13 protein-coding genes are annotated in these 25,655 nt (G+C 57.2%); 8 read left to right on the top strand and 5 right to left on the bottom strand.

Going from position 1 to position 25,655, the window contains the following annotated elements; all coding sequences use genetic code 11:
- Positions 1-6 precede the first annotated feature (6 nt).
- Positions 7-2,121 carry an ABC transporter permease gene (locus Poly24_RS27725; RefSeq protein ID WP_145094997.1) on the top strand — a complete coding sequence of 705 codons (2,115 nt, stop codon included), beginning with the start codon at positions 7-9 and terminating at the stop codon, positions 2,119-2,121.
- Between the two features lie 17 nt (positions 2,122-2,138).
- Here the strand turns inward: Poly24_RS27725 and Poly24_RS11670 are convergent, their stop codons facing one another.
- Complete coding sequence (locus Poly24_RS11670) at positions 2,139-3,896, bottom strand: esterase/lipase family protein (protein WP_145094994.1); 1,758 nt, start codon at positions 3,894-3,896, stop codon at positions 2,139-2,141.
- A 790-nt stretch (positions 3,897-4,686) separates the two neighbouring features.
- Between Poly24_RS11670 and Poly24_RS11665 the strand changes: the two genes are divergently transcribed.
- Positions 4,687-6,042 (top strand): porin, encoded by a 1,356-nt coding sequence (locus Poly24_RS11665; RefSeq protein ID WP_197452508.1) that lies wholly within the window; start codon positions 4,687-4,689, stop codon positions 6,040-6,042.
- A 422-nt stretch (positions 6,043-6,464) separates the two neighbouring features.
- Here the strand turns inward: Poly24_RS11665 and Poly24_RS11660 are convergent, their stop codons facing one another.
- The 3 genes from Poly24_RS11660 to Poly24_RS11650 form a co-directional block, all read right to left on the bottom strand.
- A complete protein-coding gene (locus Poly24_RS11660; protein ID WP_231753591.1) occupies positions 6,465-8,078 on the bottom strand; it encodes a TolC family protein in 1,614 nt (537 codons plus the stop codon).
- A gap of 607 nt (positions 8,079-8,685) precedes the next feature.
- Entirely contained in the window at positions 8,686-12,126 is a 3,441-nt protein-coding gene (locus Poly24_RS11655; RefSeq protein WP_145094988.1) for an efflux RND transporter permease subunit, read from the bottom strand.
- A 136-nt stretch (positions 12,127-12,262) separates the two neighbouring features.
- A complete protein-coding gene (locus Poly24_RS11650) occupies positions 12,263-13,504 on the bottom strand; it encodes an efflux RND transporter periplasmic adaptor subunit (RefSeq protein WP_197452506.1) in 1,242 nt (413 codons plus the stop codon).
- 950 nt (positions 13,505-14,454) lie between these two features.
- Between Poly24_RS11650 and Poly24_RS11645 the strand changes: the two genes are divergently transcribed.
- From Poly24_RS11645 to Poly24_RS11635, 3 genes are all read left to right on the top strand, one after another.
- Positions 14,455-15,945 carry an arylsulfatase gene (locus tag Poly24_RS11645; protein ID WP_145094985.1) on the top strand — a complete coding sequence of 497 codons (1,491 nt, stop codon included), beginning with the start codon at positions 14,455-14,457 and terminating at the stop codon, positions 15,943-15,945.
- Positions 15,946-16,206: 261 nt separating this feature from the next.
- A complete protein-coding gene (locus Poly24_RS11640) occupies positions 16,207-22,083 on the top strand; it encodes an FG-GAP-like repeat-containing protein (RefSeq protein WP_145094982.1) in 5,877 nt (1,958 codons plus the stop codon).
- Positions 22,084-22,154: 71 nt separating this feature from the next.
- Positions 22,155-22,610 (top strand): GNAT family N-acetyltransferase, encoded by a 456-nt coding sequence (locus Poly24_RS11635; RefSeq protein ID WP_145094979.1) that lies wholly within the window; start codon positions 22,155-22,157, stop codon positions 22,608-22,610.
- Between the two features lie 3 nt (positions 22,611-22,613).
- Here the strand turns inward: Poly24_RS11635 and Poly24_RS11630 are convergent, their stop codons facing one another.
- Positions 22,614-23,723, bottom strand: a complete 1,110-nt coding sequence (locus tag Poly24_RS11630; RefSeq protein WP_145094976.1) for an ATP-grasp domain-containing protein — start codon at positions 23,721-23,723, stop codon at positions 22,614-22,616.
- A gap of 132 nt (positions 23,724-23,855) precedes the next feature.
- Here Poly24_RS11630 and Poly24_RS27650 point away from each other — a divergent pair, with 132 nt between their 5' ends.
- From Poly24_RS27650 to Poly24_RS11620, 3 genes are all read left to right on the top strand, one after another.
- The gene (locus Poly24_RS27650) at positions 23,856-23,990 is read left to right on the top strand and encodes a hypothetical protein (protein ID WP_261343109.1); all 135 of its coding nucleotides are present in this window, start codon (positions 23,856-23,858) and stop codon (positions 23,988-23,990) included.
- Positions 23,991-24,051: 61 nt separating this feature from the next.
- Entirely contained in the window at positions 24,052-24,546 is a 495-nt protein-coding gene (gene fae / locus Poly24_RS11625; RefSeq protein ID WP_145094973.1) for a formaldehyde-activating enzyme, read from the top strand.
- A gap of 153 nt (positions 24,547-24,699) precedes the next feature.
- Positions 24,700-25,548, top strand: a complete 849-nt coding sequence (locus Poly24_RS11620; protein ID WP_145094969.1) for an NADP-dependent methylenetetrahydromethanopterin/methylenetetrahydrofolate dehydrogenase — start codon at positions 24,700-24,702, stop codon at positions 25,546-25,548.
- The last annotated feature ends 107 nt before the right edge of the window (positions 25,549-25,655 follow it).

Here is a 25,655-nt window from a genome sequence, read left to right as displayed (position 1 = left end):
GTTGTCATGCTGCTCGCACAACCCGATCCTGCACCTGTTGAAGGTTCAGTCGATCCGCCGCAGATCGCGCTGAGCATCCGCGGACTCTGCAAGGACTACCGCTTAAGCAGCGAGACCGTGCATGTCCTCAAAGGCGTCCAACTGGAAGTCCCTCGCGGAGACTATGTGGCCATCATGGGCCCATCGGGATCGGGGAAAAGCACGCTCTTAAATCTTCTCGGCGGCCTCGATACGCCCACCTCCGGCCAATACTTGATCGGCGATTGCGACGTTGCGAAATTGAGCGACGACGAATTATCGGCGATCCGAGCCAAGCGGATCGGGTTTGTCTTTCAAGCCTACAACCTGCTGCCTCAGTTGGATGTGCTGGAAAACATCGAGGTCCCGTTGGCCTACAGCGGCGGGATCAGCGCATCGGATCGCGAGCGCAGCCAAGCGCTTGCCGACCTGGTGGGACTGGGCGAGCGCTGCGAACACCGCCCGACCGAACTCTCCGGCGGACAACAGCAGCGCGCCGGCATCGCGCGCAGCCTGATCAATCACCCCGAATTTATCCTCGCCGACGAAGCGACCGGTAACCTCGACACCGCGACGACCGAGGAGATCCTCGAACTGTTCGAGGAGTTGAATCAACAGGGGGCCACGATCGTGATGGTCACCCACGAGGAAGAGGTCGCTCAACGGGCTCGCCGAATCGTGCGACTGCGCGATGGCGTCGTCGAACTCGATCAACGACTCCGCGATCCCGCCCCACCTGCCGAAGCGACCGACGTCGTCGACGCGCCACTGCATCGCACGCGTCCTTCGCAACTGCGGATGCGGATGCGCGATGTCCGCGTTGGGCTAAAGACGTTGCTGATGCATCCGCTGCGTTCGATGCTGACGGTGTTGGGCATCTTCATCGGTGTCGCCAGCGTGATCTGGTTGCTGGCGATCAGCGAAGGGATCGCGGCGAAAGCGAACCAACAGATCGAAGAACTGGGGGCGAACAACATCATCCTGACCACGGCGCGTCCGCCGGCAGATGAACTGCAAGGCAAACGGGTCTACTACTACGGACTCACCGAACAAGACTGGCACCATCTGGAGACTTCGATTCCTTCGGTCGACCTGGCGATTCCGTTCTACCGTCGATCGGGGCGCGAGTTCCGCTATCTCGACCGGATGATGATGGGAGAGATCAACGCCTGCACGCCCGACTACAAAGATCTATATCGGCTGGAACTTGTTGCGGGTCGCTTTCTGATCGATCGCGATGTCGAGACGGGAGCCAACGTTTGCGTGTTGGCCAAAGAAGTCGCCGACACACTGTTCAAACACGAAGACCCAATTGGAAAATCGATCCACGTAATCGATGACTACTTCCGTGTCGTGGGCGTTGCCGCATCGCGCGAGGATCTCGACAGCGTCGAAGACACCAGCAACAAGCAACAGTTCTCGGACAACGTCTACATCCCATTGGAAACCTATTGGATTCGGTTTGGTGAAGTCACCTCGCGCGGCAATAACGGCAGCCGAGCGTTGTCGCAGATCACGCTGCGATTGAAGGATCAACGCGATGCGGTTGCCACCGGTGAAGCGATCGAACAAGCGCTCGATCGGACGCATCTGTTTGCCGATTTCAGCATTGGCGTGCCTTTAAAACTTCTCGAACAAGCTCAGAATACGCGGCTGATGTTCATGGCGATGATGGGTCTATTGGCTGGTATTTCGTTGGTCGTTGGCGGCATCGGCATCATGAACATCATGCTCGCGACGGTCACGGAACGGACGCGGGAGATTGGAATTCGTCGGGCCCTTGGTGCGAGGCGGCGCGACATCACACGGCAATTCCTGATCGAGACGGTTCTGTTGTCCGTCGGTGGCGGAATCACTGGCATCTTGGGCGGGCTGACCTGCGAAAAAGTGCTCGACTTGTTCCGTTGGAGTCTTCAAAAAGCGATGCCCGAGATGATGGATTCGCTGCCCGAAGTCGTCCTCACGATGCAGCCAGTGATCATTCCCTGGTCGATCCCGATCGCGTTTGGAATCTCCGTCGCCGTCGGCGTCACTTTCGGACTCTATCCCGCCCTGCGAGCGGCCAAGATGAATCCGATCGAAGCGCTGCGACACGTCGGTTGATTGAAACGTCCCAGCCTTTAGAGCGCGCACGCATGGACCGCACCGATGGCGCGTGAGACATCGGCTGACGGTTTCGACGATTCGATCGTGATGGACGGTTCCATGGGGGATCGATCGACCAGGCAGTCGCACCCGGCCGACGAGGATTCATCGAGATGGGATCTCAGAATTTTCAGCAGCACTTGGTGGGTCGCGTTGGAACGCAGGATCGTCGTGTGTGTCGCGTCGACGATCGCTGTCGATTCGGCTTCTTTGCGATACGCGCTGGCGACGGGGACCACGAGGTCGGAAGGACCTGAACGCGGCAACGGCAACTTGTCTCCGATGATGGAATCGATAACCACGCGACGAGAGGAAGGCGTCGCAGCGAGTGCTTGAAGTAGCTGGCTGGTCGGCCTCAACAGATCCACACTCGATGGCGACGAATCGGAGAACTCACCGGAAAAGACGCCTGGATTCGCTGCGGTGAGCCGTTGAAAGTTCTGCCGGTCGCGGGTTCGAGATCCCGCCAGTGAAGAACCAATACGACCGATGCAGCGGGAGGCCCAAGGAGATCCTTGGTGAGGTGTGGCGATGTAAACGACGCGGCCAATATTGGGATCCGCGCGGAAAAAGAACGATCTTCGCAATTTGGCGATCTCTTCGGGCGAGGCCCGCAATTGCTCGAGCGGCACGTTGGCGATGGATCGCCACAACCGATCGCCACTGTCGGTCACTTGCAGTTTCGCTACCAACCCACCCAAACTGTGTCCCACGATCACGGCACGTTGCGCCGGGCGCTGGCCGATCTCAACGGCGTCGTTTGAATGGCAGGCAAACGCGGCGGCAAGCTGCTGACGTAACATCGCCGTAGAAGCGAGGAACTCGTCGCCGGTCGGATAACGGAAGACCCAAATCTGATACCGGTGAGCAAGCTGAGTATCGGCCCGCACGGCATCGGCGACTTCCAAAAAAGTGGCTGGATTGGAGAGCAAGCCGTGCACCAGGATCAACGGGATTTTGTCCGCTTGGTAAGGCTCAAGGAATTTCAGTTCGGGGCGATCGATGCCATTGTCCCCCCCCATGAAAGCCGCCAGCGGTTTGAACTGGCTGTTTTGTCGCGCGTAAAACAGAGGCATCGCGGGACTTTTGGCAATTCCCCGATAGGCATCGAGCGTCTCGTTGGCAAGCGGATTGACGAGCGTCAAGGAAGCTGCCGGTTGGTCACCAAAGATGCCACCATCACATCCGGATTGCGGCTGAAAAATCGAAGTTGGAAGATTGATCAACGCCGTCGCTGCAAAGGGAAGCTGGGGATCCAGAAACGAACCGCAGCGGGAATGTGCCGAATCACCGCCATCGCATTGTGAACAGCTGTCACACGCGGTGGGACGGCACGCTTTGCCCGACGTAAATACAACCAACGGCACACCGCGGCCACAGATGTTGCCGACCGCGGAGGCCGGCGGTTCAAAGACATCCAGGCGTTGGAAGTCGCTTTGCCGCCAAGCAAATCCTTGATGAACGATTGGAATGCGAACGTCTCCGTTCGCACCGTGAAGCGTCAAGTGCGACGATGGATCGAGCCTTCCGTAAGTCTGTCCGCACGACAGGATTCGAATCATTGCACTCTTACGAACGCCCGCGATTCGCGTGTTGGAATCGTTTCGGTGGAACAAGCCGGTGTGTCGCTGGGCATCGTCCAACCAGGCAATGGTTTGGGCCCAATAGTCAATCGCACGGCGGTCCTTCTGGAGATGGAGCCGTTCCGCAACCGCATACGCTTTTTCGCCCACCGCGATCGAAGCTTCAGGCGACGGCCGCTGCAGGGCCTGGGTCCGAAAACAATCGAAGTCGTCGATTCCTGCTTGACCAGAAAAGGGTCTGCCCCATGCGAGCCAGCCCCCAGTCCAACAGGACGCGGCTGATGGAGAAACGATCGTCGGCGGCCGCAGGTGATTGGCGCGCATGCAACCACACCCCGTGATCGCGAGCAGCGCGATCGCTTGGCAGAACGTTGCTAGAAACAAGCGTTGGTGCACAACCGACTTTATATGGAGTAAACCGAATAACGGACATCCTCCATGATCGATCATTGTCGCTCGACTCCGTCGAGTGACCTCCAGCCCACGCCAAATGAATTGCGGGCCGTTGCTACCGGTGACCACCCCCAATTCGAACGGTCACACGAAAGTCTCATCGGTTGGAAGCGGCGCAAAATAGACAGGTCCGCGAAGAGTTTCCGGTCGTACCGATAAACGCGAACCTTTGGCGCGTCCCGAACTGCCGTCGACCCCGCAGCGCGTTGCACTTTGACTTCGGGCAGCCCATCAACCACCTGGTTGTCGACGCGGCAACACGCTTCGGCCTGCGTTGGTTTCGCGAGTCCGCACGGTTTACCTAGTCGAGTCAGTCCTCATGATTTTACCAATGGTCCGGGATTTGACGGTGGATGCCGATAGTAAAACAATCCCCGCTTTGCCACTACTGACGTTGGAACCAGTTGTGCGTTTATTTGTTGTCATCGTCTCGAACCTTGCATTGAGCTTTTCGCTTGGGGTTTGCCCCGTACTTGCTCAATCTGGCATGATCGAGAACGACACGGTGGTTGCCGCCGCGTATCAATCTCCGGCTCACATCAACGGCTCCGACGGCGACGAAGTCTACGAACCTGGCTACGTTCGCTCGCGATGGTCGACCGACGTTGTCGACTATCCTCCCGGTGAACTTCTGCCACTGGCCGACAGCATTCGTGTCGGCTACGACGATGGGTTTGTGATCGCAAGCCAACGCGACAGCAATCTGTCGACGTCCGACCTTCCGTTTCGGTTGAAGATTAACGGGTGGGGTCAACTGCGATACACGGCCACCGACGTCGCGCCACCAAACACCGATCTCAATCAATTCCAGCTGAAACGGGCCCGGATCGTGTTGTCGGGGAACGCGTTCAATCCCAACTTCTCCTACTTTCTGCAATTGGATGGTCGCAGCAGCAGCGGCGACAACATGCGGCTGTTGGACTACTACTTGAGTTATGACATCGGCCACGACCAGATGGGTTTGGAAAAAGGGACGCTAGGATTGCGGGCTGGCAAGTTTAAAATGCCGTTCACGATGGCGCGGTGGCTCTCGGGAAAAGAGTTTGAGTTCACCGATCGTTCAGTCGCCAGCACCTACTTTGACGTCAACCGCAGCCTTGCCTTTGGAATGTTCGGCCAGTGGGACCAGGGTTTGATCCCGATGAACTGGGAAACCGCGATTTTCAACGGCTTCGTCACCGGCGGTTCTGAAACGGGCAGCAGTGGCGATCTGGACGACAACTTCGCGTATTCGATTCGTCTGCAAGGATTTCCGATCGGCGACTGGGGCGATTCACAGTTGGCCGACTTTGAACACCACGACCGTCTTGCGATGCGAATCGGATGTGCCTTTGCTGGGACCACGATCAGCCGCAATGGTTCCACGGAATTCAACACACCACGGGTCGTCGATTCCGGACACACGTTCGCCTCGATCTTGCCGTTATCGGTCGAGAGCTACAGCGTCGCCCAATTTGCGGTCGATGCGTCGTTCAAGTTTCGCGGCTGGTCGACGACTGCCGAATACTATTTCCGCAACTTGAGCAATTTTGAAGGTGCCGCAATCCCCAGTCTTTTAGATCACGGTTTCTGGTTCCAACTGGGATACTTTGTCATTCCGGACAAGTTGCAATTGGTAACCCGTTGGTCACGCGTCGACGGCAATTCAGGAACGATGGGGGCCGAGGACCAGAGCACCGACGAATTCGGCAGCGGGTTCGCCTGGTACTTCCGTGGCAATCGCGCCAAGTTTGTGATCGACGCGACCCGTCTCGATGGCGCACCGATCAGCTCCTCATCGCTCGATATCAATCCCGGTGATCGTGGTTGGCTCTACCGGACCCAGATGCAATTCAGCTTCTAAACGATTGCAACCTACCAGCAATGGCGGCTAGCGGCCGACCTCCGCGAGCTCGCTTCCCAGCAGTGTTCAGCCAACGGTTTGCCTGACTCCGACGCAACACCGGCTGTAGAGCGTTACTTCCCACCGGTTCACCAACGGCCAAGCGGCGCGTTGATTCAGCCGCGTCCGAACAGCTTGCTTCCGCGGTAGGGGCGATCGTCGCGGTTGCGTGGCTGTGGACAGGGGCGATCGCCCAAACGGTTCTTAGATCCGACAACCTGCGACAGAGGGGCCTCGGAAAACAAAAGAAAGTTGGGAGGCTTCCCGCTAGGGCAGCGTGCGAGCGGTACGGTCGCAAGCTGTGCACGTGATCGACCGTTGGAGCGAGCGTGCCCCGAACGGTCAGCAAGAGAGCAGCAATCGCTGCGGACGACGGAGGCGATTCAGTTGAAGCTAGCAGGCCCGCCGCCGCTACCACCGAGGGCTTGGTAGGCGTTGACCGTGGCGGCCAGTTGCTGCTGCTTGATATCGATGATCAACATTTTGGCTTCCATCATCTCACGCTGAGCGAGCAAGACTTCGACATATTCTGCCCGTGCGTTTTGGAACAGCTTGGTCGCACTGTCGACCGAGGCCTCCAAGGCAGCCAATTGCTGCTTCTTGATCTCGATGCTCTTGCCGTAGTTATCCACCTTGTTCAATTGGTTGATGACTTCGGTGTACGCGGTCAGCACCGTCTGCTGGTATTTGTAGACAGCCTGCAATTGTTTTGCGTTCGCCGTCCGATAGGCTGCTTGAATCGCTCGTTTGTTGATCAGCGGAGCAATCAGGTCGCCACCGATCCCATAGATCAACGACTCGGGCGTTCGAAAGAGGTACCCGGCAGCGAACGCTTGGTAGCCAAGCCCTGCATTCAAATTCAACGACGGATAGAACCGCGCCTTGGCAACTTTGATGTCGAGTCCCGCGGCCTGCAATTCGCGTTCGGCTTCGCGGATATCGGGGCGATTCTGCAGCAGTTGCGACGGCACCCCGGCGCGGATTGAACGTAGGTTCAGATCGATGTACTCAACCGACATCCGATCGACGTGCTGCGGGAATCGACCGCACAAGAAATTGATACGGTTTTCCACCTCAACAATTTCCTGTGCGATGATCAACTTTTCGCTTTGATTCTTCCGCACTTCGGCTTGAAACCGTTGAACGGCTAGCTCGGTACCGCGAGCTGCTTCCTTCATCGATTCAGCCGTCTTGAGGCTCTGTTCTTGGATCTCAATCGTTTTATCCAACGTGACCAAGCGGTTGTCGAGCGCCAGCAGGTCGTAGTAATTTTCAGCGATTTCCGCGACCATCCGCGTCACGATATAGTTTCGCCCCTCTTGCGACCCAAGGTATCGCATCGCCGCGGCGGATTGAGCATTCCTCAGCTTCTTCCAAATGTCCAGCTCCCAAGAGACATTGGCGCCCACCAAAAAATCAGGCAGCGGATCGGGAAAGGCGCGACCGGGAGCGACTTCCAACTGTTCCTCAACAGCACCATCAATCGTGTGCTGCCCATGCTTTTCCAACCCCACGCCGGCGCCAAAATCAACAAACGGACGGTATTCGCCGCTCCGCGCATACGTTTCGTTGCAAGCGATCTGAATCTCTTCCGCCAAGATCCGCAGCTCTTGATTGCCAACGAGGGCTTGGTCGATCAGGCTCGTCAGGAATGGATCGTCGAAAAATTGGTGCCAACTAGATTGGACCGAATTATCCGCGTTATTGGCCAAGTCAAAACTGCTGCCTCCCGAAATCGGGTTGCCGTCGAAGAGGATGCTCGGAGCGGCTGAGACCTGCGCGTTGTCGACGGAACTGTAGGATGCGGAGCGATCGTCCTCAGCAGCATCCCCCGTTTTCGCGTCCGATTTCTCCGCTTGGGTCAGCTCGATATCGCTGGCCTGTCGCAGGAAGCTGGTAAGCCGGATCAGGCCCCCTTTGGCTGGCGCTTCAACATCCAACGCTTTGGGTTCGCTAGCGAGCGAGGTAGCGACATCCCAGTTCACCGTGTCGGTCATTGTGGTGGGGCGATTGTACGCTTGCGGCAACGGGGCTCCCGACTTTGCGCAACGCAATTCCGGAATACCGCACCCCGCCTGAGCCAGAAAGGAGCCAGTGACGATCGCGGCAATCAGAGCGCGCTGCCTTTGTCGAGTTTGCCGGGATTTATTCAATAGGTACATGTGTCTATTCCTTGACAATCGGATCCAGGATTTCCAGCACCTGGTTGCTAACCACATCCTTGTGGAACGTTCAGGAAGTTGCCGCACCACCGACTCGCGTCTTCAGTAACAGCGTCGCTCTCAGAGCCTCGCCCTCCGCCAACTTGTCAAAATCATCTGGATTCGGAAGACCGCTACAACTTCTATTTTCGACACCAGCGGCGGGCCGCCTTTACAGGTTGTACGGGGAAGGTTCGCGCCCCACTTAACCGGGATAACTTACCCAGTTGTTTCGTCAATTCACCACGTTTCGTCATCGCCTGGACTGCACGGAACTAAAATCACAGCCTTTGGGTCCATTGAAACGCCCGATTCATTGGTTCGATTTGTGAACATCGCAAGCATCTGCAAAACTTTGCACCCTCGCAGCCCGCACCCTGCGTGGGGCTTATGTATTGAAGCATCACTGCGCCGCGTGTTCCAACCGTTCGCTAAGCGGCTGATCCGTCTCATCCTTGAGCAACTTCTTGCCGTCGGCCAATTTTGCAAACATGTAGTAAAGTCCTGGGATCACCAAGACGCCCACGAGTGTTCCCATCAACATCCCGCCCGCCGCTGTCGTACCGATGGTCCGATTTCCGATCGCTCCAGCTCCCGAAGCTCGGACCAACGGAACCATGCCCACGATGAACGCAAAGGAGGTCATCAGAATCGGTCGGAAACGCAAACGGCCCCCTTCGATTCCTGCGTCCGATAGCGTCAGGCCTTCGTGCCGGCGCTGCACGGCAAATTCAATGATCAGAATCGCATTCTTCCCTAACAATCCCACCAGCATGACCAATCCGATCTGACAATAGACATCGTTCGACAACCCCATCGTCTTGAGCAACGCAAACGCTCCAAAAATCCCGACCGGCAACGAGATGATTACCGCCAACGGCAAGATAAAACTTTCGTACTGCCCGACCAAAACCATGTAGACAAAGACCACCACAATCAAAAAGATGTAGACCGCCGTATTTCCCGCGTTGGCTTCATCGTAGGCAAGTCCTTGCCAATCGATACCGAACCCTTGGGGGAGCGTTTCTGCAGCAACCTCTTGAATCGCAGCGATCGCTTCCCCGCTGCTGTAACCTTTCGCCGGCGCGCCTTGGATCGGTGCGGTGGGGTACAAGTTATAGCGGCTGATTTCATTCAGCCCCTGTTTCTTCACGATCTTCATGAATGCACTGTAGGGGACCATTTCCTCTTGGTCGTTTTTGACAAACATGTTGTCCAAGTCTTCGGGATAGCGTCGGAACTCGGGCGCGGCTTGGACATACACTTTGTAGAATTGCCCGAAGCGAACAAAGCCCTGCTCCCACGTGCTCCCCACCACGATCGAGAGGTTATCCATCGCGTCGCGAATCGAGACCCCCTTCTGCATTGCGACATCGTTGTCGATGATAATTTCGTATTGCGGGTAGTTCGATGCAAAGAAGGTGAACAGGCCTTTGAGTTCTTTGCGTTTCCCCAACGCCGCCATGAACTTGTCCGTCTCTTCGCCCAAGGCTTTGTAATCACCGCTGTTCGTTTTATCGAGCAGGTTCACAGAAAAGCCACCGGCCGCACCAAAGCCGGGCACGGCAGGCGGTTCAAAAAACTCCAGCTTCACGTTGGCAATGTCCGCCCCTTTTTGCTCCAACTGCTCGATCACCTCCCTGGACGTTCGCTCGCGATCGGCCCAAGGTTTCAGGTTGATAATACACGTTCCGGCATTGGAGCCACGACCTTCGGTTAACACCTCGTAACCGGCGATCGATGAAACCGACGTGATCTCGTCCATCGACTTGCAGATTTTCTGCAGCTCATGACATTTGGCGTTCGTATATTCCAGCGTTGAACCAGGAGGCGTTTGAACGATCCCATAGATCATGCCCTGATCTTCTAATGGAATGAAGCCGGTCGGCAGCACTTGCGTGACCGCCAGGATTCCGTAGACGAATCCTCCGATGACCAACATCGTCAAGAAACGCAAACGGATGATCCTTCCCAGAATCGCTGCGTAAACCCCCGTTACCTGTTCGACGCCGCGGTCGAACAGGTGCAAGAAGATCCCCAACGGACCCCGCTTTTTCTTGCTGCCTTGACCTCCTGAAAATGCCGCGCGAAATGAGAGCATCGCCAACAAAGCAACCATCCCCACGAGGATTCCGATCCGCATCGAAGTCAGTTCCAATTGTTCAGAAATCAATTCGTGAACAAATTCATTGTGCAACAAAGCGTAGACACCGCCAGCGACACACGCCCCCAACAAGATGCTTAACAAACCGCGATAGGCAAAAGCATTGCGTCCGGCGTATTTCGAAAGTCCTCGGTTGATCCAACCGATCAGGCCACGTTGTTCTTCATAGTTGGCATGCGGCTTCAGAATCATCGCGCACAGCACAGGCGTCAGCGTCAACGCGACAACTCCCGAGATCACGATCGACATCGCCATCGTCAGCGCGAACTGACGATAGAAGACCCCCACAGGGCCGGTCATAAACGTCACGGGAATGAAAACAGCGGTCATGACCAACGTGATCGCGATGATCGCGCCACTGATCTCATGCATCACCTCCTGCGTCGCTTGATAGGGTCCCAAATGTTTCGTGTGCATCTTTTCATGCACAGCCTCCACAACAACGATCGCATCATCGACCACCACCCCAATCGCGAGCACCAACGCAAACAGGGTGATTAGGTTGATCGACATGCCGAACATCAGCATGAAAAAGAAGGTTCCGATCAACGACACGGGAACCGCTAGTGTCGGGATCAGCGTGCTGCGAAAATCTCCCAAGAATAGAAAGACGACTAACGAAACGAGGATGAACGCTTCGAACAATGTATGCAACACCTTTTCGATCGATGCGTCGAGAAAGTTGGAGACGTCATAGGTGACGGCATAGTCCATCCCAGGCGGAAACGATTCCTGTTTAATTTGTTCGACCTTCTCTTTGACCTTTTCAATGACCTCCGCGGCGTTGGAGCCAGGCGTTTGTTTCAACACGATCGCCGCCGAGGGCAAACCATCGATATCGGAGTAGAGATCATAGAACGACGATCCCAACGAGACTTTGGCCACATCCTTGATTCGCAGAATCTCGCCTGCGGAATTGGCTCGGAGGATGATGTTCTCGTATTGGTCGGGAGTATCGTAGCGGCCGATCCAAGTCAGCACGTATTCCAACGTTTGTGAAGTTTGCCCGGTGGCCTGCCCTAACCGCCCCGGAGAACCAATCAGACTTTGATCGGCGAGCGCTTCCATCACATCTTCGGCGTCGACCTTGTACGCACGCATCCGGTCGAGATCCAATTCCACCCGCATGGCATAAGCCCGATTGCCCAGGATCGTCGCGCTCCCGATCCCCGGGATCCGTTTGATCTCGTTCAAGACGTTGACGGTGGCGTAGTTGTAGAGGAAGTTTTGATCAACATTCGGGTCTTTGCTGAAGACGTTCACATACATCAACATGCTGGTCATGTTCTGCATGACGATGATGCCTTCGCGTTCCACGATGGGTGGCAAATTGTTCTTGACCATCTGGACCCGATTGTTGACGTTCATCACTGCAACATTCGGATCGGTCCCCGGTTCAAAGATGATTTGGATCGTTCCCTCCCCCGCACTCGTGGCATCTCCCAACATATAGCGCATGTTGGGCACCCCATTGATGGCCTGCTCCAGAATCACCATCGTTGAATCGATCAGAATCTTCGCACTTGCCCCTGGATAGGAGACCGAAACGCGGACGCTTGGCGGCGCGACCGACGGAAATTGTGAGATCGGCAGTGTGACGATCGCCAGCCCGCCCATGAAGAGGATCAACAGCGAGACGACGATGGCCAGTGCAGGCCGATGCAAAATTTTCGCGAACATATTTGGAGGTCTTCTTTTTCGGCGATACAGCAAAGCCGATCGGGCAGGTGCCCCGGTTCGACAAACCACTCAGAACAGCGATTGCGAACCACAGTGGGCGAATAAACGGGTGATGAACGACGCAGGCGGGATTCGACTATTCGGCGTGGTATTTCAGTCTTCCAAGGACCTCTTCGGGATCTTGAAATTCGTACTCCACGTGATCGCCATCACGCACCTGACGGATGCCTTCGAGGACGATTTTGTCCTCGGCGGTGAGCCCTTGTTTGATCAGGAAAATGTCGTCCTGTTCGCGTTGGATCACGATCTCGCGTTGTCGAACGACATCGTCCTTTCCCACGACGTACGCGTATTTCTTGGCGAGGATTTCAAAGGTCGCCCGCTGAGGAATCACCACGGCGTCCTGGACAACCCGGCTCAGTAACACGGTGCCGGTTTGTCCATGTCGCAACTGATGTTGCGGGTTGGGAAAGTCGCCGCGAAACGCGATGTTACCGGTTTCGTTGTTGAAGTCTGCCTCGATCGCTCCGATCGATCCCTCCTGCGAAAACTTATTGCCATCGGCTAACACAAGCTCCACTTTGACATCGTGCTTGTTCGGGTCGGCTTCGTAGGCGAGATAACGGGATTCGGGGACATTGAAATAGGCCCACATCATGCTGTTGTCCGAGAGGGTCGTCAGCATGTCTCCCTCTTCGATCAAGCTGCCCAGTTGTTCGTATTGTTTGTCGACGATCCCATCAAACGGTGCGCGGATACTCGCAAAGTTCAACTCCGCCATCGCGAGGTTGACTTGGGCCTGCGCCTTGGCAACTTTGGCCCGGGCCAACTGCACTTCGGGCATCGCGACAATGTTCTGCTGAAACAACCGCTCGGTGTTCTGCAATTCGATCTGCGCCAGCTGTGCTTCGGCCTGATCGGTCTCCAGTTTCGCTTGATACAACGTGGGAAGGATCTTGAACAACAAATCCCCCTGCTTCACCGACTGGCCTTCGTTGACCGAGATCTTTTCGAGATAGCCGCGTTCCAACGCTTTGACCTCAATGTGCCGCCAAGAGTGGATTTGGCAGACGTATTGCTGCGTACTGACGACATCCTTTGCAATCGGACGGGTGACGACAATTTTGTGAGCCACATGGTGCCCGCCTTCGCTGTGTTCAGCATCGCCATGCTCGGCTTCGATGTGAGCTTCCGCGCCATGCACTGCGGCGGCGTGTTCGCCTCCACCGTCGTGGTGCTGCTCCGTCGACGGCACTTCGGCAAGTGTCGCTCCGCTGTGCATCACCGTCTCCCGAAGCGCCGCCACCTCGTCGCACGCGGGGGCTGACACAAGCAACGGCAGCATAAGGATGAGATCGGGAATCGAAGGCGTTTTCATGGGGATGTCGTCGCGTTGTGGTTCGTTATGAATGGATGGAATGCGTTGGCGTTCGGTCGACTTAGAACCCCGAAAACCGCGTCCACTCGAGAGGCAGAAAAATTGATTGGATTTTTGTCCAAACGCACCAAAAAAGTTCGATGTCCCTGGGACAGAATCCGAGTCGACGGATCGCGGACAGACGTCGGCGCACATCGTTTTCGAGCTTGCTTGCCGTTAAAGCAGTTCGCGTGCCAAACGCTCTCCTGGGCTGTCGATTCCAAGCCGACGGAGCCTCGTTTATTAAGCGGCCAGCGCCTTCATCGTTGAATGCAAAACGTTTGCCCCGGTGGCGAATTCGTTACGCGGTCCATTGCTGGCTTGCGGCGTGAAACCGCATTACGTCCATTGCGAATTACCCTCAAACCTCCAACGCCAGCCCGAAGGATGCTGGCAAACCAAGTGGAAGCTTCCCGGCGATCGCACGCGTCTGCGCGACTCGCAATAACCAGCTCCCATCCGACGCTACAACATCTGCCGAGATCCCAGCAAAGTCCCCTGCGCGAATTGGGCGCCGCGCGCATTTCTAATCCGGGTCGCCAATTTTTTGATCGATTGGCCTGCCACAACGGAATGGGGTGATCGGATCGGTCGAGGACTCCGTCGAACGGAAGTCGCTGTCTTTGCCGCGTCGCGCGCCGTCAAGTGAGAGGCGATCCGCAGACGCGCACGTACGAAAAGTCCGTCTTTTTAGCGACGAAATGCGGATCAACGGCTCCTACCAACACGTTCGTCGACTCCGCTAAAAACCGCGCTGCATTCATTTGTCGGCGCCAGCGGCATGGCTTACGATAGGCGCCCGTCCCCACATTAACGTCACACAATGCACCGCATGCGCCCCTTACGCATCACCTTCGATTCTCGCATCGATTCCCCACGCTTCGTCCCGCTTCAACGGAATTCCAATCTCCATGATCCGATTACTCAGCACCGTCGTCGCTCTACTGGCACTTCAACAAGGCGTGTTCGCCGCGCCGCCGTTGGCCGCTTCGAAACCGAACATCATCTTGGTGATGACCGATGACCAGGGATATGGTCCGGTCGGACGGCACGGTCATCCATGGATTCAGACTCCGAATCTGGACACGCTGTACGATCAAAGCACGCGATTCACTCGGATGTTGGTCGCCCCCACCTGCGCTCCGACCCGGTCAGCATTGATGACGGGACGGCATCCGATGCGTAACGGCGTCACGCACACGATCCTCGAACGCGAACGGATGACGCTCGATGCGACGACGTTGCCGCAAGTGCTTGCGAAGGGGGGCTATCGGTCGGGCATCTTCGGCAAATGGCACCTGGGCGACGAAGACGAATACCAGCCGCAGAACCGTGGATTCAATGAAGCGTTCATCCACGGTGCCGGCGGAATCGGCCAGGCGTACGACTGCAGCTGCGCCGATGCCCCGGGAAACAAGTACTTCAATCCCGTGCTGCGTCACAATGGAAAATTCGTTCAAACCGAAGGCTATTGCACCGACCTGTTCTTTGACGCCGCGTTGGGGTGGATCAAACAACAACACGATCAACAACAACCATTCTTCGCCTACATCGTGACCAACGCACCGCACAGTCCGTTTATTGCTCCCGCCAAAAATGCGAAGCGGTTCACCGACCTGGGGTTCACCGACAACCAGGCCGGGTTTTATGGAATGATCGAGAACATCGACGAAAACATGGGCAAGCTGTTGGCAAAGATGGACCAATGGAAACTTACCCAAGACACGCTGCTGATCTTTATGAGTGACAATGGGATGACCGGCGGCGGGTCGGGACGGCTTGGAAAATCGATGGGTTCCCTGCCCGATGGGACTGCGATGCTGCCCTACAACGCTGGCATGAAGGGACTCAAAGGGAGTGTCGACGAAGGGGGCTGCCGCGTGCCGTTCTTCGTTCGTTGGGACGGGCACGTTCCGGCCGGACAAGACGTCGACCGCATCGCGGCCCATCTGGATGTCTTCCCGACGTTGGTCGATCTAGCCGGCGGAACGCTGCCCAGTGGACAGGTTGACGGACGCAGCCTGGTGCCGTTGATCGGAGACCCCAAAGCCGATTGGGCGGATCGATTTCTGTTCAGCCATCAGGGCCGGTGGAAGACCGGGGAGGAACCCAACGATTACCAATGGAAGAATTTTTCGGTCCGCAATCAACGCTTCCGCTGGGTTGGCACCGAGGCCCTGTTCGACATGCAGGCCGATCCAGGACAGACAACCAATGTGATCCAAGATCATCCCGAAGTGGTCCAGTCGATGCGTGAAGCCTACGACCGTTGGTGGAAAGCAACGCGTCCCATGATGGTCAATGAAGACGCGCCGATGTCGAAGACCCGTCCGTTTCACGTCGCCTTTGAACGTCAAAAGCGAGCCTCCGGCATTCCGAACTGGACCGCCCCCAGCTTGTGATCCATCGCGCAGGCCAGAATCACATGCTCACGCGAACACCAAAAAGGTAGGGTTATACCTTTTTTTCGGGCAAAACCGATGCTTTAATCCCCACGTTGGATTAGATTGTGCCTCTGAAACGGGCGCACTTCTGAAAGTAAGGAAAACGCGTCGATTGAGCGCATCCCGAGGCATTCCTGAGCGAGCGGTCCCCTTGCCGCTTGCCAGAAACGCTACGATTGGCGGACCAGGCACCACCACTTAGACAGGCAGCAAGACGTTATGTCGTTAAAAAATATCGGACGCTTTTTTGGCGCGGGCAGCAATCGTAACAGCTCACGGAAGGCAACTCCTCTAGCAAAGCACCGTCGGCTGCGGTCATTGATCACTGAATCGCTGGAACCACGCCAATTGCTGGCCGCCGATTTGGCTCCGACCACCCTGACGGCGAACCACAATTATTTGGTCGCCGAAGACGTCAACGCCGATTTTCGCGTCACCCCCAACGACGCTTTGATCGTGATCAACGAACTGGCCCGCCGCGGCGTGGGGGAACTGGATTCCAGCACCGCCACGACGAATCGTTTTACCGATGTGAATGCCGACGGGTCGCTATCGCCGCTGGACGCGTTGATCGTGATCAATCGCTTGAACAGGGGTGAGGCGGAAACCGATCCGTTGCTGAGTATCGAACTGGACGTCACCCAAAACGGCACATCCCTGCTGGCCGAAGACTCACGCAATTTCGAAGTCGAAGTGGGCGAAAAATTCGACTTGGAAGTCCGCTACACCGACCTCCGCAGCCAGTTTTCTAACCGCTTTGGCGTCTTCTCGCTGTACGTCGACATCTTAGCCACGGGCATCGATTCGTTCCGTCCGGTGCTCAGCGAAACGCAAATCATCGAACTGTCCGAGAACCTCGATGATGCATCGGGCGCGTTCAGCCTATCGTTCGCCGACCAACCCCAGCGGATTGCGGACGTCCTCCTCACCAGTACCAACCCGGACATCCCGACGCTTCAAAGTGACCCCGAAGAGGCGATTAAAATCGCAATCGAAGAGGGCCTTGGTTTGGGTGAAGGAACGGTGTCGGTCACCGAAGCGGCCCGCAACGGACGCGAAAATGGTCAAGTTGGCACGGGGGAATCGTTCCGGTACATCATCCGTTTCGTGGGTGACAGCGCGGAGTTCACCAACATTCCCAACCTGGTTGTCGACACGAGCAAGCTGACAGGTGCAGCGGTCGCCGGGTCGCTGACGGAAGTGCCCGTCTTCACGTCAGCCGACCAAACGCAAATCAATCCCAATTCGCTTGTCTACAACATCGATTACCGCAGTTCGTCGTTAGACGACCGCGTGATCTACGGCGACGTGCGTTCGGGAGTCTACAACCCCGGAAATCGCGAAACGTTCGACGAGGTCGGCGGTGTAGGCCCTGGGAAGACCAATGGCCTTTACGACGATGCGCTGACACATCCCAATTTGCTGGATCATTTTGAAGCGTTCAGCATCGAGATGCAGGCGGTCCGCCCACAAGATGCAGTGACCTTTACGCTCGACCTGCCGGACAATGAACGCGGTTCCGAGATCGCGTTGTACGGGTCGAGCGCCACGTCGGATATCGCGTTAACGGACGATATGATCTCCATCGTGCTGGCTGACGATCCGGCAACGGAACCGGACGATCGCACCGGGTTGGTGATTGGTCGCTTTGTGATTCCCACGGAATTGCCGATCCAGGCGGTGCAAGACAACTTCCCGATCAACGAGGACGCCCCCAACACACGGTTTGATGTGCTGGCGAACGACCTCCCCTCGGCGGGCGAATTGACCGTGCTTTCGGTCGGCCCCGCGGCAAACGGCACGACAAGCGTTGTCCAAGGAGAGGTCTTTTATAAACCCAATGCCGACTTTTTCGGCAACGACACGTTCACCTACGAGATCAGTAACGGGGTCGACCTAGCCACCGGAACGGTCGTCGTCGAAGTCGCGTCGATCAACGATCCACCGCAGGCCCAAGAGATCACCATCACCGTTCCCCGCGGCCAAACGGTCGCGATTCCTTACACATCGTTCATGTTGCCGCAACCGGCCAACGAATCGCGCAGCTTCAGTATCACGGAGGTCTCGGCGACGCACGGGCAAGTGAGGAATTCCACAGGTAACAATTTGGTCTATGTTGCCCCGACCAGCAATGTCGCCAACGACATCATTGACGTTGCGTTCACCGATGGACAGCAGGGCGACAACAGTGGCGCCACAACCATCAACGTCGTGATCATCAATCCCTTTGGTCCCACCGGCGTGCCCGATACGGTAACGGTCAACGAGGACACCCCCACGACGTTAAGCGTGGCGGCGGAACTATTGAACAACGACACCATCACATCGGGCACCAAACGCTTGGTCGGTATTGATTCGTCAAGCACCCTGGGTACGGTTGAAGTGCTAGCCAACGGCACATTCCGCTACACTCCTCCCGCAAATCAGTTTGGCTTGGCGGTCGATTCGTTCTACTACACGATGACCGATGGCACCGAGACGAGCGATCCAACACTTGTTTCGATCGATGTTGTGGCGATCAACGATCCACCGGTTGCCGGGGATCGCGCGGTGACGATCAACACCGCCACCACCAGTTCGTTGACCATCGATGTGTCCAGCGTTATCAGTCCTGGTCTTGGCGAAGCCGGCGTCGTGGGCGAAACCGTGGCGATCAGCGCCTTCACCTATGGCAACCGCGGTGGCTTGGTGGAACTCCTCCCGGGCGCGATGGGCGTGATCTACACTCCCGTCGCGGGGATCACCGGCACCGAGACGTTCACCTACACCGTCGCCGACCAACTGGGACTCGAATCGACGGGAACCATCACCGTAACGATTACCAACAACGGAGGCGGCGGCACTGGCGGCACCGCTTCGATCCAGGGTGAAAAGTTTCACGACTTGAACGACAACGGATCCCGTGACCCTAACGAACCCACGCTCCCCGGCTGGACGATCTATCTGGACTTAAACAACAACGGATCCCTCGATACCGGCGAACCGACATCGGTCACCGACGCCCAAGGGGAGTACCGTTTCGAGAATCTACTGGCTGCCAACTACAGCGTCCGCGAACAGGCTCAGACCGGATGGCGACAGAGCTTTCCACGGATGATCACGTCTCAAAACATTTCCGTCGAAACCGGCGACTATGTCGGATTCACAACGGTTGTCGACTTCGATCACGACGGGGACCTCGACATTGTCGTTGCCAACGAATATTCGGTTTCCACGAAACGGGAATCCAATATTGCGTTGTTGACCAACAATGGCGGTGGCAACTTTGCACAGTCAACGCTTCCGCTGCCTAACGATTCCCGACCTCAGGCGGTGATTGCCGATCAAGATTTCACCGGCGACGGGATCGCCGATTTGGTGGTCGCGTCGGCTGGCATCCAGGGGAATGCGCAAGGCGGATCACAGGCCAATGGGATACAATTGTTTGTCGGCACCGAAACCGGCTACAACACTTCGTTCCAATACATTCCTGCTGGTGACGGGCCTACCGACCTAGCGTCCCGCGATTTGAACGACGATGGGATCGTCGATCTGTTGGTTGCCAATCACCGTTCGAACAACGTATCGATTCTAATCGGAACCGGAGGCGGTAACTTTGCTTTGCCGGTTCAACTGGAAACCGGCGACCAACCGGTCGCGCTGGCATTGCAACAATTGGCCAGCGATGGCCAAGATCTCTTGGCAGTGGCTAATTACAGCGCCGGAAGCGTTTCGATCTTTACCGGTGACAACGGGTCGTTCACGCTGCTCGACACCATCAGCGGACTGACCAATCCGACCGATGTCTTGTTGCTCGACATCAACGCCGATGGCAAAAACGATTTGGTCGTCGCGGATTCGGGGACCAACACGATCCGCACCTTCCTAGGCGATGGCAAAGGGGACTTCACCCCCTTCGACGCCCGAGCGGTTAATACGGGTGCCAACGGCGATACGCGGGAACGTCCCGAAGCACTCGACGTGACCGATTTCAACCGCGATGGACTGCCCGATCTGCTGATCGCCAACCGCGAAGGGGGCGAATCACTGTGGATCAATAACGGCAACGGGACGTTCACCTACGCGACGAACCAATTGCTGCAGTCGATTCCGAATTTCAATCCGTTGTTGGCGAAATCGATCGCCGTCGCCAATCTCGATGGCGACGATCAACTCGATTATGTCGTGGCGTTTGCCGCTGGCGGGATCGCCATCCATACAACGACCGTCTCGGCGGATCCAGGATTCTATTTGATAACCCTGGCCGACGGACAAGCCTCGGTGAATAACGACTTTGGCAATGTCGAATTGGCGACCGCCCCGACGGCGAATGTCACGATGACGGTCTCGCAAACTGCGATTACCGAAAACACCACGTCGAACACCTCGGTTGTAACGCTCAGCCTGTCCCAAGCGTTGGCGACACCGGTGACCGTGACATTGGGGCTGGGTGGAGCCGCCACGCTCAACGCCGACTACACGATCAGCACCGCAGTCGTCACGATCCCCGCCGGAGCGACCACTGCCACAGCCACGATTACCAGCCAAAACGATGTCATCGACGAAGGCGATGCCGAACAGATCGCGTTGACCATCGAAAGCGTCGTGGGTGCCGTGGAAAACGGACAGCAACAGGCAACGATTATGGTCATCGACGACGACACCATCCCATTGCCTTCACTGGTGATCGCGTCGACGCCGTCGATCGTCACCGAAGGCACAGCGGCAACCGTGACGGCAACCCTGTCTTACGCGGCGACCCAAGATGTCGAAGTAACCCTCGGCTATGCAAACGGAACCGCGACCGTGTCGGCAGATTTCACGGGGCCGACGTCGTTGATCATCCCTGCTGGGCAAACCTCCGCGACCGTGACGTTGACGACGTTGCAAGATGGCATCGACGAAACCGATGAAGCGATCATCATCGATGTATTGGGTGTCGTAGGAGCCACCGAACTGGGACTTCAATCCACCACGATCAATCTTATCGACGCCGATGCGCCACCACCCAGCGTGACGTTGTCCGCATCGGGCAACTCGATGCCCGAAAGTGGCGGCTTTGTCACCTTCACCGCGACGCTCGATTCGTTGTCCGCTGGCGATGTCGTGATCGAACTGGCCTTCAGCGGAACCGCGACGTTGAATGCCGATTTCATCATCCCGCCCGAGATCCGCATCTCAGCGGGCAACCTGACAGGAACCGTTTCGGCCAACGCGGTCAACGACCTGTTGGACGATGAAGGCGAGAGCTTTAACGTTGAGATCTTCGCTGCCCATGGTGCGTCCCCCGTGGAACAAGATCCCTTGTCGGTCGCGATTGTCGATGACGATGCCCCCACGGTTTCGCTGCAAACGGACGCCGCCGTGATCATCGAAGACGGAGGGATCAGTCGCTTGACGGCCGTTCTCTCGTCGCCGGCAACGACCGACACGATCGTGAACCTTGTTTTCAGCGGCACGGCGGTCATGGGGCGACACTACACCGTCCAAAGCCAAAGAATCGTCGTTCCTGCGAATTCCACTTCCGCATCGATTTTGATTCAGGCGATCAATAACCAAGAGATCGAAAATGCGAACCTGATCATCAACGTCACGGCCCTTGGTGCCACCGACGCAACGTCGATCACGATTCGCAACGAGGATGGTGTCGCGTTCCCGCTGCGAGCCGCTGGCCAACCGGCGACCAACGCTGCGGCAGCTTCGATCGATGAAAGTGATCTGGCCACGATCTATGCAGCCAGCTTGGATGTTTGGCAGCATGCCGGTTTGGATTCGCAAAGCGTGCAGCGGTTGCGCGATCTCGCATTCGAAATCGCGGATCTCGACGAGGATCTCCTGGGGCTCGCCCAGTCGGATCGGATCCTGATCGATTCCGATGCCGCCGGGTTCGGGTGGTTTATCGATGCGACGCCATTGGACGACAGCGAATTCGCATCCCACACGACATCGACAGCGAGCGATGCAATCGACCTGTTGACGGTGGTTCTGCATGAACAAGGGCATCACTTGGGCTTGGATCATGGCGACAGTGAACTGATGCTCGAAAGCTTGTCCACGGGGACTCGCCGAACGCCCTCGGTCGACGATGTCGATGAAGCGCTGCGAAGTATGTTTTAGGTCGCGATTCGCATCGCGTTTTCCCGAAGAGACTCTCAGCACCGCCGGGAGTCTGTTGGGGAGATGAATCCATGCAAACGAAAATCATCCGTACCGCGACGCCGGAGGATTTGATCGCCGCGGCGAAAATCTTTCGTGATGCAATCCGCACCGCCGATTGGCTGCCACCCGCATCGCGTCAGCTGACTGATTTTGCGGCCGTGTCGGTCGACGAAGACGTTTTCGTTTGCTGCGATGACGCCAACGTGGTCCAAGGCTTGGTCTCGGTCTGGCGTCCCGAAGCGTTCATCCACCATCTGTATGTCGATTCCCGCTTCCGAAATCAGGGCGTTGGCAGCTTGTTATTGGCTTCGCTCGAAAATTGGCTTCCCCGCCCCTGGACGCTGAAGTGCGCCAATGCCAATCACGCCGCAATGGGATTCTATCGGTCGCGCGGTTGGCGTGCGATTCGCGTCGATGAAAACGAACACGGACCCTACACGGTGTTGGAGTTCGCCCCGTCTGCCTCCGCGTTGGCGACGCAATAGCCTTCACGCGCCCGCGGCGGCGCGTCGCAGGATTCGACAGGCCGTTGCTAGACGATACGCGAGCCCACGCGGACATGCTCCCTGAGCGAGCAACGAACAGATCGGTTGCCCGCGTGGAATTTCTGTGCCATCGGCCGGTCGATCGGCGATCCGAATCGCCGAGGGCAAAGCATCGCCCAAACGCTCCCCATCGAACCGCAGCGTCCGGGCGGCATAAAGCACCCGCTTGCCGATGGGCATCGCATCTGCGGTTTGGTTTGGAACGTCCTTGTCCAACCATGCATCGACGTGCCTCTGAAACAGTGGCTGGGGCCCCCGATCAAACAACTCCATCGATGCCGTCCAACGAGGGTTGATCTCCAATAGCCAAACGGTTCGATCGCGATCGATGATCACATCGATGCCAAACAGACCGCGCAACTGCGTTTGGCGGACGATGTTTTCTCCCAACGCGAGTAAACGTTGCCGGATCGGGGCCGAAACCGTCGGCAAACCGATCGATCCCTCATATTGAAAAGGCTTGGGCGGATGCCGGCTTCGCACGCTTGCGGCAACCCCCAACAGATCCACTCGATCGCCACAGGTAAGAAAGTTGACACCCCAGCTGCGCCCCGGAACCTGTCGTTCGAACCAACCATCGCTTGCGAGCGATTCGGGGAACGCCGACGCTCGCTCGACCCCCAGCCCTCCCGTGGACGCCGCTTTTTTGTACAACCAATCGGCTGCCGTGACGGGCTTGGATTGCCGCCGCAGAGGCCTACAGATCCCCGATTCCGCCGCGACGCGATCGAGCCACGTAGGATCGCTCAGCTGGCGATGCTGTTCCGCCGTCGGGGCGAGAACCGGTCGCGAGGCTCGCAAGGCTTCCAGTTCCTCGGTTCGGGATTCCATTCCGCCCAGCGGCATCACCGGGCCAGCAGGCAATCGAGCCAGCCGATCGACGAGCGATCCCGCTGCCGACAATGGGAACCACATGGCGCAGACGTCACGCAAATCGCAGTCGCCAAACATGTCGATCGCAGCCACTTGCCAACCTCCGCGTGCGGCGGATTCAGCCGGAGCACGTGCGGTGGCTCCCACGAAAACGATATTCCCGGTCGCGAAAAATGACACGTCTGGCTCTTCAGTAGGGAGGATGGATGACGATATTCGGCCGCAAGTGGGCGAATCCAGCGGATTCGGGGATTTGCATCCCCCTGGGACTCTGGTAACTTTTCGGGTTCTTAGTAGCTGAGTGGAGTCACCGTGAAAGGCAGCGATTGGTTGCCTTTCACCAGCCCGAAGCGCGAGCGAGGCATTCTGACAGAACTCTGCTGGGACGGCTCGCCGACGATCTTTGGACTGACCAACCTTCTGTTGGGGATTGCCGCTGGCTCGTAGTCCACCATGTTTCGCCACCCCAGGCGAGCAATTCAACAACCGTTGGCTGGAGAAAACTCGAATGCAATTTTACATCGGCGAAGCACTTGATGGCGATGGTAACGAAATCGCGCACATCGACCTGATGATCGGTAGCAAAGATGGTCCCGTTGGCGTCGCGTTTGCAAACGCCCTGGCCAACCAAAGCGAAGGGCACACCAACCTGCTGGCCGTCTTGGCGCCAAACGTTGCCGTCAAACCCGCAACCGTGATGGTCACCAAAGTTACGATCAAGGGAATGAAGCAAGCGGTTCAAATGTTTGGCCCTGCACAGGCCGCGGTTGCCAAAGCAGTTGCCGATTCGGTTGGCGACGGCGTGATCCCTGCCGACCAAGCTGAAAGCCTCGTGATCGTCTGCGGTGTCTTCATTCACCCCGAAGCCGAAGACAACAAGAAGATCTACGACTACAACTACAGCGCCACCAAGATGGCGATCGTCAACGCGATGGGCAACAAACCATCGGCCGACGAAATGCTGGCTCAAAAGGATGTCGATCATCCGTTCAAGGGCTTCTAAGCCTGGAACGCTGACGCGGTCGGCGGCAAGTGTTTTCGTTAGCGAAATCCTTCACCGCCCAACGTATCCATCCGCCCTCGGTGTTCTTTCACCGAGGGCTTTTTGTTAACACCTGGCCCCTTTTTCGCCTTTCCTCGCGACACCCCAAGCACGATGAAACCACCGAAGATTTTGTTGCAACTGGATACCGATCCGCACGCCAGTTCCTTCGATGCGATCGTGGCAACCGACGCCGGGGTCGATACGCTGCTGCAATACTCGGGCGTCACGCCGGACAACGTCGAATCGTTGGTTCACGGCGCGATGTTCACACGCGGCCCCGAAGACCTGCACCGCACGGCAATTTTTGTTGGCGGCAGCGATGTCGCCGCGGGAGAAGCCGTTTACGAGCGAATCGTTCAATGCTTCTTCGGCCCGATGCGGGTCTCGGTGATGTTGGATTCCAACGGATCGAACACGACCGCTGCGGCGGCGGTCGTTCGGGCGGCAAAGCATCTCGACCTCTCCCAGACGACAGCGCTGGTACTGGCGGGAACCGGACCGGTCGGCCAACGCGTGGCTCGATTGCTGCTGCAAGCGGGCGCGACGGTGCGTTTGTCGTCGCGGCAAATCGACCGCGCCCAAGCGGTTTGTGACGCAATCGGCCAACGCCTCGGCAGCGGCGATCGGCTGAGCGCTTGCCAAGGAAGCGAAGCAATTGCCGGGTGCGATGCCGTTTTTGCTTGCGGCGCCGCGGGCGTTCAACTGTTAGATGCCGCCACCTTGGCGGCCAGCGACGTCCGGTTGGCGATCGACCTGAACGCCGTGCCACCGGTGGGAATCGAAGGGATCGACGTGATGGACCGCGGCAAAGCGACCGATCAGCGGATCGAATATGGGGCGATCGGCGTTGGCGGGACGAAGATGAAGATCCACCGGGCTGCGATCAAGAGGCTTTTCAAGTCGAACGATCAACGACTCGATGCCGAAACAATCCATGCGATCGCTCGAGACCTCCGATGATCAATGTGGGGCAAACTAACGGGATATTGACGTCTGTGGCGTTACAAATTACATTTTCCCGACGCATGGACCTCCGAAGGGAGTGATCGGCGCCTTCCAGGACGTTG

Origin of the sequence: Rosistilla carotiformis, assembly GCF_007753095.1 — a bacterium.
Lineage (GTDB): Bacteria > Planctomycetota > Planctomycetia > Pirellulales > Pirellulaceae > Rosistilla > Rosistilla carotiformis.
The sequence above is the reverse complement of the archived record's forward strand: the minus strand, read 5'-3'. Positions and strand labels throughout refer to the sequence as shown.